The sequence below is a fragment of the Chryseobacterium sp. PTM-20240506 genome, assembly GCF_048296755.1.
GTDB classification, from domain to species: Bacteria; Bacteroidota; Bacteroidia; order Flavobacteriales; family Weeksellaceae; genus Chryseobacterium; species Chryseobacterium proteolyticum.
Map to the genome: position 1 here is coordinate 1604566 of NZ_CP182581.1, position 13369 is coordinate 1617934.

Below are 13369 nucleotides of genomic sequence, written 5' to 3' on the forward strand. Positions count from 1 at the left end.
ATAATTTTTATAGTCTTTACTAGGTTAAATAATAGTTCTAAATGTGTTTTCTTCTTTGTTTTCTATTTCGTTCATCACTTCAGCCAGCTCCTTAATGGTAGGTTTCTCAAGGAAAACATTAATTTTCACCACCTTTTTCATTTTCTTTTGTATTTCTCCAATGATCCTTATGGCATTCATACTGTTTCCACCCAGTTCAAAGAAATTATCGGTAACTCCTATGTTTTCAATTCTTAATATTTCCTGCCAGATTTCTTTCAACTGTTGTTCTGATTCGTTGGTTGGTGCGATGTATTCGTTCTTTATTAAATCTGAACTGTTTACTTCTGGTAAACTCTTTCTGTCAACCTTTCCATTGCTTGTTAAAGGAATCTGGTCAAGTTCCACATAAAAGCCGGGTAACATATATTGTGGAAGCTTGCTCTCCAGATGTCTCGCCAGATCCTGCTTGTCAATCGGGGTATCACTTACATAGTACACCACCAAACTCTTATCTTCTTCATGTTCTTTTACTTCTGTAACAACAGATTTAATCGATTCACTGAAAGAAAGCACCTGGCTGTCGATCTCTCCAAGCTCTATCCTATGACCACGGATCTTTACCTGATGGTCAATCCTTCCCAGATACTCTATTGTACCATCAGCTAGCCATTTTCCTAAATCTCCTGTGCGGTACATCTTCGTACCCGGAATAAATGGATTGTCTACAAACTTCTCTGCGGTAAGCTCTGGATTATTTAAATAACCCTGAGCCAATCCAGCTCCAGAGATATACATCTCCCCGCTTACTCCTGCAGGAACCAAATGTTTATTCTCATCTAAAATATAAATCTGCGTATTGGCGATAGGCTGACCGATAGGTATGGTAGAAGAAGCTAAATCACTCCCCTTTTCAAGTTTATGTACGGTAGCACAGATGCTCGTCTCTGTAGGACCATAAGCATTGTAAAAAGTTCCATACTTCAGATATTCTTTCGTCTTACCAATAATTGCTGATTCTCCTGCGGTTATTAAACCTTTCAATCCCTGAAGTCTCTCAACATTCAGTAAACTGAAAAATGCCGGTGGCAGTGTTACCAGATCAATGGAATGATTGTTTACATACTCTTCAAAGGCATAAACATCTTTTCTCACTGAATCACTCAAAATATGAAGACTCTTACCACTTAGCAACGTCATAAAAATCTCTGAAATAGAAGCATCAAATGAAAAAGAAGCAAACTGAGCAACATTCTCATAAGAGGAAACTTCAAAGAATTCTTTCTGGAATAACATTGTATTCAAAATACCGCCATGAGTATTCAAAACTCCTTTTGGTTCTCCCGTAGAACCGGAAGTGTATATGATGTATGCAATATCATCTCTTTCTAAAACTTCTGATGTAAACCCTGAGGCATCTTCTTCTGTAAATTCTAAATCTATAGAAAAAGATTCACCAGAATAGAAATCAAGGTCAAAGAAATAGTAAGATTCGGTGATCAGTAAAGATAAATCAGAAGTCATCACTTCTTTCCTGGATTCTGGAAGATTCGCATCTATAGGTACATAAACTGCTCCTAGTTTCAATATCCCAAGAATAGAAACGATCTGATTTTCTCCACGATTAAGCATTACTCCTACATAATCGCCTTTCTTGATTCCATAAGCACTTTGAAGCTGAAGAGCAAGGCTGGATGCTTTTTCATTCAATTCGATATAGCTTAAGCTAAGATCATCAAAAACAACAGCAATATTGTCAGGAGTAACATTCACCTGATCTTCAAATAAACTAACAATATTTTGATTGTCAGGGTATGAAACAGAGGTATCATTAAATTCTTTTAATAATATTTCCTGATCAGCAGAGCTTAAATACTTCAATTCTGAAAGGGGCTGATCCGGGGAATCAACGAGACTTTCTATCATGTTCTTTAAATGATCAACAAACTTCACAACAGACTCTCTGTCATATAAATCAGTATTATAGGTGGCAATTCCTAATAATTCATGATCACCTTCAGAAAAGTTAAATTCAATATCATTCTTAGAAATATCATAGGCATATGGATAGCTTTCGATCACCAGATCATCCATTTCTTTTGGCCCTTCAAATAAAGCCATGTTATTATGATTGTTCAATACTACAGACACATCATAAAGAGCAGATTTGCTAATATCTTTTTGATAGTTTATATCATTAAGGATTTGATCAAAAGGATAATTTCCATTAGAAAATGCATCTATAATATTTTTTTTCTCCTTCATCAAGAGCGTATTGAATGAGTCATTATTATCAACATTTGATCTTAAAGGAAGAGTATTTAGGAAAAGTCCAAGCTGATTTTCTAAATCCGGATGGTCCCTGCCGGAGAATGTCGTTCCAATGATAACATCATTTTGATGGGTATATTTATTCAGTAATACTTTGGTACAGGCTACTAAATAAGTAAATAAGGAGATGTTATTTCCCTGTAAAAAATGTTTAACTTTTTTTACATTTTCTCCATCAATTACAAATGCAAATTTATCACCATTGAAAGTCTGATACTTCTTTCTTTTTCCTGAAAAAGGCAGCTCAACTCTTTTTATATCATAGGAAAGCGTTTTGATCCAGAAATCCCTGCTCTCTTCAACATTTTTCTTATTTACCCAATCTGCGTAGTCTTTATACTGTATTTTAAGATCCGGTAGGTTGGGAGATTCATTTCGTACTAAAGAATTGTACGTTTTTATAATTTCTGAAGCAAAAAGATTGCTTGACCATCCATCGCAAATGATATGGTGGGTATTGAACCAAAGAATGTATTCATCATTATCAACTTTAATAAGATATACTTTGAATAAAGGAAATTCATCTAATCTAAAATTGATCTTTTTGGTATTCAAAAGCTCAGCTAACTCCTGATCCTTATTCTGAGAGGATGATAAATCAATATTCTCAATCTTAAAATCAATATTATCAAAAGGTAAAACCTGTTGAAAAACAGTTCCGTTGATATTAAGGAAAATTGTTCTTAAAATTTCATATCTATTAACCAGTAATCTGAATGATTCTTCAAGTTTAGATGCTTCCAGATCTCCTTTTAATTTATAGGCTTCACTCACATTATAAGTGGCAGAAGCTTCATAATTTTGCTGGATCACCCAAAATCTGTACTGAGCAGCAGTGATTGGGTAATATTTCGCTTCTGCAACATTGGGAATGGGTTCAAAGTTTTCAACATTTACATCTCCTGAGATTTTTTGGGCTACCAGATCGATGCTTGGGTTTTCCATGAAATCTTTTATTGAGATGGTTTTATTAAATGTAGTTTTAATCTTGTTGATAATTCTTATAAGAATCAGGCTATGTCCTCCCAATCCAAAGAAATTATCTGTAACTCCAATATTTTCTACTCCCAGTATTTCCTCCCAGATCTCTTTTAACTGCTTTTCAGTTTCATTTCTCGGAGCTATATATTCCTGTTTTATCAAATCTGACGGAGATACATCCCTAAGTTTTTTACGATCTATCTTTCCATTATTCGTTAATGGAATATTCTCCAACTGAACATAAAAATCCGGAAGCATATAATTCGGCATCTTCTTCTCAAGATAACCTGTCAGTTCTTTTTTATCAATCTGTTCATCAGATACAAAGTATACCACAAGATGGGCTTCTCCCTCATGATGCTTCACTTCAGTTACTACTGTTTTAATCGTAGAGCTATAAGAAAGTACGTGACTGTCTATTTCACCCAATTCTACACGGTACCCTCTTATTTTCACCTGATCATCAGTCCTTCCCAGATATTCTATATTTCCATCAGGAAGCCAACGTCCAAGATCTCCGGTACGGTACATTTTTGTTCCGGAAGAGAAAGGATTCTCGATAAACTTCTCATTGGTGAGTTCTAAATTATTCAGGTATCCCTTAGCTACTCCTGCTCCGGCTATGCATATTTCACCAGGAACTCCAACCGGAACAACATCATTTTTCTCATTACGAATGTAAACCTGAGTGTTGGATATCGGCTGTCCAATATTTTCACCCGCCTGCTCTATCTTACGGGCTATGCATCCTATGGTTGTTTCTGTAGGACCGTATTCATCATAAATGTCAATGTTTTCACGGATTGAACGAATAGTCTGAATATGGTCTGCATGAAGTTTCTCCCCACCTAAAATAATTTTAGACAGACCGGAAGAGGTAACTTCAGTATTTTTTATTAAAGAAATATGAGATGGAGTAAGCTTAAGAACATCCACCTCTTCATTTCCAAGCATTGAAAGTAAAGACGCTACATTATCTTCCTGCGAATTGCCAAGGAAAAGCTTTCCTCCTCTTGTAAGGGAGCAAAAAACAGCGGTCCCCGATAAATCGAACGAAATTGATGTAAATAACCCCCAATTACCTCTGTCTCCTGCAGTAAAATAAAAATCGTTACTCCATAGTATATAATTAAGGATATTAGCATGCGTGATAACGACTCCTTTTGGGTTACCTGTAGTTCCTGAGGTATAGATAACATAAGCAGAATCGCCAGAACCAATTGTCACAGAAGGATTATCTTTTGAATAGCCTTCCTTCTGTTTATCAAACTCTGATAAAAAAGCATCGTCTATAACTACTTTCGCATTACTATCTTCAATAATGTACTGTATTCTTTCAGCAGGATAATCGTAATCTACAGGAACGTAAGCGGCTCCGGATTTTAAGATCCCCATGATAGAAATAATCATTTGTTCACTGCGGGGAATTTGAATACAAACTAAATCATCAGGCTGGATATTATAGTGAGCCTTAAGATAGTGTGCCAGCTGATTTGACTTTTCATTAAGTTCCTGATAGCTTAATGATCTTCCATTATACTCAATTGCCTCAGCGTTTGGGGTTGCTGTAACCTGTGATTCAAACAGATGGACAATACTGTTTTTGTCTTCAAAATTAGCTGCCGTAGAATTGGTAAGTGCTATAATTTTCTTGTCTGCTGGGGTCAATTCCTGTTTTTGCTGGTACAATAATGTATCATATATTCCTTTGAACTGCTCTCCTAGAATTTCTTTTTCTACAGGTGAGAAAACATCACTATTGTAATAAATATCTACAGATAAAGCTTCACCGGAATCAATTACTGTCAACTTGTAATCAAAAATATCCTGTACGGAATAGGCATTAATGATACCAGCATGTGATTCGCTAAGGATTTTTCCTGTATTAACGTATTCAAAGCAATATTTGAAATAAACTGTATTTTGCTTTTTTCGGTTTAAGGTAAAGTAATCAGCCCAGCTTTTTACAGCTTCCACTTCTTTTTTGATTTTTGCAATAGCTTCTGATAAAACAAGATTTCCCGAATGTGCCTTAAGATTTAATGCTACCTTAGAGTTAACGTACCCTATGGTATGTGCAAGTTCTTCGTATGGCCTGTCCTGAGTTACATAACCGATGGTCAGATCTTTATCATCTGTTGAAAATTGTGAAAAATAATTACTTAAACACAACAACAGATATGATTCAGTAGTAAGATCGTTTTCCGCTAAATCTTTGATTAATTTCTCATAATTTTCCTTATCAACGGAAATGATATTCTCCCTTACAGGTTTGAAAGTTTCGAACTTTTTCCCAAAAGGAATAATTTTGTTTTCAGGATCTGCATTATAGGTTTCCCAGAATAGTTTTGCTTCTTCTTCGGGTTCTGCTAAAAGCTCGTTTTGCCAGGAGCAATAATTATAGAATTCTATTTTTTCATGATGTTCATAACTTCCTTTTATCCTTTGTATAATTTCATTAGCCAAATAGATACAACTATAAAGGTCTCCAAATAATGAATATATTCTAATCGCTATATACCTTGCTTCTCCGGAAGTACCGACTCCGATTTTAAGTGCCTTATTTTCATGATAATGATAAGAAGAATCAAAATCTTTATCAACCACTTTTATAAAGTGGTCCTGATCAATTTCCGTATCAAAATACCAATGTTTAATTTCATGCTCTTTGGTATCTTTATATTGGATCGCATTCTTTACATCATTATTGGAAAACAATGTATAAAACAATACTTCATGTCCTTTTATGGCTTCATTAATATGAGCGGTAATTTTTTCGTCAGAGCATTCATCATTTATTTTAATAATAACCTGATTATAAAGACAGTCCGCATTATAAGCCTGATTTGACACATAATTAATCTGATTCTCAGATAATTTATATCCTTCGATTTTCTCCATTTATTTAGTATTTTTTTGGGAATTAGCAAATAGAAACAATTATTTTACGCTCGCCTTCATACGCATTTCTTCCATGAGAAGACAAATAGTTGTCAAGGAATAATACATCTCCTTTTTCCCACGGAAAATCTATCGTTGCTTTTTGGTAAGCTTCATAAAGCTCTGAATATTCTTCTTTAGTGATTTCCTGTCCGTCACCAAAGTAGGTATTATTAGGAAGCTCATCATCTGATTCTATGGCTGAAAGAAGAACCTCATCGTAGCTGTATTTATTAAAAAATACTCCGTGATTAAACCATATTAATTCTTTGGTCACAGGATGCTCTATAATGGCTTTTTTCTTCCAGTTGATTACGAGATCATTATCATCCAGCCACTCATAGGTGATTCCATTCTTTTCACACTCTTGTTCCACCTCATTTTTATTTTCAGTCTGGAAAACCTCTTTCCAGGATAATCCTAACATCCCATTCATTCTTCTTCGGTACAGAATTCCTTTTTCAAGGAATTTATTCCTAAGATCATCACTGATATATTCCAATACCTTTCTGTTATCCGCAATAGGTGTTTCTCCTTTTAAGGTTGCCGGAGTAATGCAGCAAAATATAATTCTATTAGGTGGTACCGGAGCATAAGAATTTTCACTGTGCATATTGATGCTATAGCTATTAGGATAAGTTGTTGATACATAAACATTTTCCATAATAGAATGCCTTGGGGAAGAGCGGAATTTGTATTCCAGAAGAGGCTGATCAAAAACAGAAACTAAATCCTGAAATTTTTCCACAGTATCAATTTCAAAATTTCTGCATAATATGGCTCCGTTCTCTGATAAACAGGTATTAAAATATTCATTATTCTCAATCAGCCAGTTTTTTAAACCTGTATTGGGGTTTGAAGGCTGAACTAGCAAAGGAAATTTATTCTCATTAAAAAATTCCTTCAAAGCAGGCTCCTCCGAAGATACCGGAGCACTGTTTTGATTTTTTAATTTGTTTAATCTGTTCATAATATTATTGTTTTTTATTTTTTATAAATGCACTAAGCTTGTTTGAGTTCTTTTGCTTGATCACATCGGAATCTGTAGTGTTGACAATTTCTTTAATGTCCTTTTGTCTGATTGCTTTAAAATATATGCTCTGTTTCTCCAGTTCATCGTTAATTTCAGCAAAAGGGACATTTATATTTTCTTTGAAAAATGCAAGGATTTCTTTAAATACCCTTACAATATTGACCACTGAATAGTCATCAAAAACATTTTTATTATAATCAACCAGGATCCTTAAATCTTCATCTGTAGGAAAAACCTCGAAATTAAAAGGATAAGTTGTCTGCAACTGAAACTTAGATTTTTCAATTTTTATAGAGTCAGGATCTTTATCATTTTCAGGATCAACTGAACGCTCAGCCATTAAGAAATTTTCAAAGATCAGAATATGATTAATGAGATTTCTCTTCAAAGTACTTTTGTTCTGTATTTCCGCTAAATTCAGATAATGATATTTTGTACTTCCTATAGACTCACGGTGCATTTTATCCAAAAGGATCTGCGGGGTTTCGTCTTTATTGATCGCCACACGCACCGGAACGGTATTAATAAACAACCCCACCATACTTTCAATGCCAAGTACTTCTGGCGGCCTTCCTGATACTACTGCTCCGAAAGTCACCTCTTCAAAATCATTATAAGCACTTAAAAGATAAGACCATACTGCCTGTATATAGGTATTTAATGTAATTCCTGAGTTTTTGCAAAACTGCACAATCTCTTTATATACATCTTTGTCTACAAATGAAATATGGGACGACAGATCATACTGGATGGTATCTTCGTGAAATTCTTTTGCAAAAGGAATCAGGGTCGGAGAATCTTTTCCCTGAAGATAATCTTCCCAATAAGCCAGGACTTCATCCTTATCAATATTTTTCAACCACTGGATGTATGAAGAATATTTCTCTACCTCTGGTAATGACAAAATAGTTTCCTGTTGAAGGCTTTGTAAAATGGCAGCAAAGTCATTGATCAGAATACTCAGGCACCATCCGTCCATCACGATGTGATGATGGCTCCAGATAAATTCGTAGTAATCATCCGGTAATTCTACCACAACCAAACGCATCTGGGTTGGTTTATTCAAAATAAAGCCTTGATTTATGTCTTCCTGTTTGATGTTATCCAATCCAATTTCTGATTCCAGGATCAAATGCCTGAAATCTACACGGGCTTTTTTATGAACAATCTGAAGCGGTACTTCTCCATAACGGTTTTCAAAGGAAGTGCGAAGAATCGTGTAACGGTTTAGTAACATTCCAAAAGCCTGTTCTACCAAGGATAGATCCAGATTGACAGACTTGACTCTATATGAGGTCTGGACAAAGTATGCTGAACCTTTAGTGTTCATCAGCCAGTGAAAATATAATCCCTGCTGCATTGGGGAAAGTTCATAAATATCTTCTATTTCATGACCAACACTGATCTCTGTAATGGTATTGAAGGATAATTCTTTGTAAGTAAGGTCTGATGGCGTCAGAATTACAGATGAATCTTCACTCTCTCTCACGATAGCTTCCAGATTTGTCTTATAAGCAGATGAAAGATTCTCTATGGTACCTTCTTTAAATACCTTAGTTGAGTAACGGATGCTGATATTCATTTCTCCGTTCACCGTCATCCCTGATACGTCGAATAAAATATCTGTTGATAAATTGGAAGGATCGACGGAAGAGCCTATATTTTCAGAGCTGTAACGGAATAAAGAAAATTTCTGTGTTGCATCGTCCTTTTTATCTCCTTCTTCATTGAAGTCCCCAAGGTAATTGAATAAAACAGAAGGTATTGATTGTGAATCGATCTCTTTTTTTAGATCACGTAAAATACCATAACCGATTCCTTTGTTTGGAATACTTCGTAAACCTTCTTTTACACTTACCAAAGCAGGCTGACTGTTATCGCTGATATCAAGGTTAAAAGGATATACACTGGTAAACCAACCTATCGTCCGGCTGATGTCAAGTCCTGTGCTCATCACTTCCCTACCATGTCCCTCCATTAATACCTTGGTCTTGCTAACTCCAAACTGATTCTGTAATGCTAATGCCAAACCAGTCAGCAAAACATCATTGATCTCTGCACTGTATTTTCTCCCCGCGCGAGTCTGTAGTAATTTCGTAGCATCAGTACTTAAACTAAAGCCTAAGCTTTTATCTAAAACCTGTTTGCCTTCTACAGGATAATCTGTAGCTAGAGGAGCATAGTTTTCAGATTCTACTCCTTCCCAATACAAACGTTCTTTGGACAGTTCCAAACTTCTGCTGTATTCATCCAAAGCTTTACCCCAACTCTGGAAAGAATCCGTTTTCGATGGCAGGTCAGAAGATAAGCCCTGAACTCCCGATTCGTATAGTTTTCCTAAATCTTCGAGCAAAATTCTCCACGAAACACCATCCATTACCAAATGATGAACAACTAAAATGATACGGTCCCCATCACTCATGGAAACATGACCCACATGGAATAAAACTCCGGACTCTATGTTGATTGTACTCTGAAGGTCCTCTCCTATTTGTTGTAATTGGGATAGCTCTTCTGATTCACTACCACTCTCCCGGATATCAAAATATGCTAAACGGTAATGTACACCATCAATTCCTGAATTATACTGATTCCATTTTCCCTCTTTCTTGCTATATACCATTCTCAGAGCATCATGATGTGACACCAAAGTCTTTAGAGAGGATTCAAGTATCTTTTCGGAAAGTCTTTCCCTGCTTTTTAAGATAACAGACTGGTTGTAATGGTTTTTATTAGTGATCCCTTCACTCTCAAAGAAATATCTCTGGATAGGAGTTAGAATACTTTCTCCTGTAACTTCAGACTGGTCGATTTTAGCAACATCTGTTGTCATATAGCACGCCAGCTCTTCTAATACAGGATATTGTAAGATATGTTCTACTTTTAAACTGTAACCCTGCTGACGAAGTCTGGAAACTATCTGAATGGATTTTATGGAGTCTCCTCCTAAATTATAATAGTTATCACGGATACTGATCGGACTGTGTTTCAAGACCTGCTCACAGACAGAGACTAATACCTTTTCTTCTTTACTGGTAGCTGCAACATATTCTGTGGTAATAAGATCTTCTGAACTTACTTCTGGTAAACTCTTTCTGTCAACCTTTCCATTGCTTGTTAAAGGAATCTGGTCTAGCTCTACATAAAAACCAGGAAGCATGTATTTTGGAAGCTTGCTCTCAAGGTGTCTGGTCAAATCCTGCTTGTCAATCGGGGTATCACTTATATAATACACCACCAAACTCTTATCTTCTTCATGTTCTTTTACTTCTGTGACAACAGATTTAATCGATTCACTGAAGGAAAGTACCTGGTTGTCGATCTCGCCAAGCTCTATCCTATGACCACGGATCTTCACTTGATGGTCAATCCTTCCTAAATATTCTATTGTGCCATCAGCTAACCATCTTCCCAAATCTCCTGTGCGGTACATTTTAGCACCTGGTATGAAAGGATTTTCTACAAATTTTTCTGCTGTTAAGTCTACACGGTTCAGGTAACCTCTAGCCAAACCATCTCCCGAAATGTATAATTCTCCGGTCACCCCTATTGGTACTATACCATTCGCATCATCTAAAACATACATCTGGGTATTATCAATAGGTTTACCGATGGGTATTATTGTATTTTTTATGTCTTTCTTACAATCATAGTAAGTAACATCTATGCATGCTTCTGTAGGTCCGTATAAGTTAACCAATGAAATATTTTCAGGGAACAGTCTGTAAAAAAACTCTTTCTGATAAACAGATAACGCCTCACCACTGGTAAAAACGGTCTTCAGGCTTGTCAGTTTTTGTTTTTCTTCAGGATAGGTATCTATGTGATTCAGGAAAGCGGTAAACATAGACGGAACGAAATGGATAATACTTACGTGGTCCCTTTCTATTGTCTCTATGATAAGAGACGGATCTTTTTCGGCTCCTTGTTCAGGAACAGATAACGTGGCACCATATATACACCACCAAAGAAGCTCCCACACAGAAACATCAAATGTATAAGGTGTTTTCTGAATGAGTACATCTTTATCAGCTAAAGGATAACGCGATTGCATCCACATCAACCGATTGACAAGAGAACCATGCTGTATCATCACTCCCTTTGGATTTCCCGTTGTCCCTGAAGTGTAGATGATATAAGCTAAATGATCCTGTCGTATTACGGACTCTTGATTCTCTTTTGAATATAGGTCTTTACAAGATTCGAACTCCAAAAGAAAAGATTCATTAATATTAACTTTAGCCCGGGTATCGGATAAAATATAATCGGTCCTGTCTTGTGGATAATCCTGAGAGATCGGTACATAAGCTGCACCTGATTTCAATATTCCTAAAATAGATACCAGCATTTTTTCACTGCGGGATAATTGGATACAAATCAGATCGTCTCCTTTGATAGAAAACTTTTCCCGTAAATAATATGCCAGTTGATTTGCTCTTGCATTTAATTCAGAATAACTAAGAGAAACTCCTCCATAGATAACTGCCGTGTGATCGGGAGCTATTAACACCTGTTTTTCAAATAAACTTACAATAGTTTCATCTGAGGGATAATCAACTTTTGTATGGTTGAATGAATCTAAAGCTATTTTTTCCTCAGCACTTATATAATCCAGAGATCGTAAAGGAACATCCGCTGCACTGACAAACTTCTGAAGAACCTGCCTGAAGTGATTTATAAATGAAATAATAGTTCCTTTATCATAAATGTCTGCATTAAACGCTACAATCATTTCTAAAAATGAACCTTTATTTATAAATTCAAAATTGATATCAAAAGCCCTTTTTGTGAATCCAATTTCTTCTATTTCATCGCTGTACACTTCACCTGATTCGTTATCCAGATAGTCCTGGAAAACCACCGTAATATCAAATAAAGGATTCCTCGAAGTATCTTGGGATAAGTGTAAGTCTTCAATTAAAAGATCAAAAGGGTAATCCTGATGCGTAAATGCTTTTGTAAAAGAATCCTTTACCTTTCTGAATGTATCTGTTAAGGTGTCTTTCTGGTCCAGTATATTATTTAATACAATGGTATTTACAAAAAGTCCGGGCATTTCATTAAGGCTTGGATGATTTCTTCCGGAGGTAAAAGTTCCTAATGTAATATCATTTTCTGAAGTATATTTATTTAATAAGACATAAACAGCGCTCAGTAAACTTACATTTAAAGTTCCCATGTTCTGTTTAGCAAAAGCATCAAGCTTTTGGGTAAGTTCTGATGAAATAACTGTTTTTAGCGTGTAGCTGTTGAATGTTTTAACAGAAGGCCTCTTAGCATAAGAAGGTAAATCGATCGTTGAAATTTTCTTTGATAATAGATCTGTCCAATACCGTTGCGCAGCATTGTAATTTCCATTATTAATTCCCGCAAGTTTCCAGTACGTATAGTCCAGATACTGGAGCTTTGGACCACTTATTTCTTCTGAATGCACTATTGCATGGTAATAGCTTAAAATGTTTTGCTTTACAACATTCAGAGATACTCCATCGATAATAATATGATGAAAGATAAAATAGGTGACGATCTTGTCTTTAAGTTCAAAAATTTTACATCTAAGCAAAGGACCTTTACCCAGATCGAAAGCCTGTGAATTCAGATTTTTAACAAGGTCTGCTATGGATCTAATATCAGCGAATTCTCTTTTAAGATCTATAATCTCAACATCAAGTGCGGCATTATTTTCTTCCAAAATGATTTGCCTTACTTCATCCTGGTCATTGAGATGAAATACCGTTCTGAAGATCTCAAAATTTTTGATCAATTGTAAAACAGCAAGCTTCACCACATGCGGATCATAAGAGGAAGGAAATTCAATAGGAAAATTGATATGATATGATTTGGATCCTTCTTCAGTAAGACTTTGCAGCCACAACCTTTTCTGAGCATCTGAAACAGGATGATCTTCTCCGGTAGAGGTATGTTTGGCAATACTGTTAGAATTATGTTTTAAAATATAGGATATGATTTCCTCTTTATAAACTCTAATTCTTTTAATAAGACTTTCTTCAATATCTTCTGTGGTATCAATAACAAGGTTATTATCTTTTACAGATATATGAATATTTTTATCTTTTAATTCTTCTAATAAATTTAACATATAAA

Annotated in this window: 3 protein-coding genes; all 3 read right to left on the bottom strand. The window is 35.5% G+C overall.

The window, feature by feature from the left end:
- Positions 1 to 24: 24 nt before the first annotated feature.
- Genes ACNFU2_RS07155 through ACNFU2_RS07165 form a run of 3 tightly spaced genes read right to left on the bottom strand, consistent with a single transcriptional unit; the run spans position 25 to position 13364 of the window.
- Complete coding sequence (locus ACNFU2_RS07155) at positions 25 to 6192, bottom strand: amino acid adenylation domain-containing protein (RefSeq protein WP_418124440.1); 6168 nt, start codon at positions 6190 to 6192, stop codon at positions 25 to 27.
- A gap of 22 nt (positions 6193 to 6214) precedes the next feature.
- Complete coding sequence (locus ACNFU2_RS07160) at positions 6215 to 7201, bottom strand: TauD/TfdA family dioxygenase (RefSeq protein ID WP_273648449.1); 987 nt, start codon at positions 7199 to 7201, stop codon at positions 6215 to 6217.
- A 4-nt stretch (positions 7202 to 7205) separates the two neighbouring features.
- Positions 7206 to 13364 carry an amino acid adenylation domain-containing protein gene (locus tag ACNFU2_RS07165; protein ID WP_418124442.1) on the bottom strand — a complete coding sequence of 2053 codons (6159 nt, stop codon included), beginning with the start codon at positions 13362 to 13364 and terminating at the stop codon, positions 7206 to 7208.
- Between the last annotated feature and the right edge of the window lie 5 nt (positions 13365 to 13369).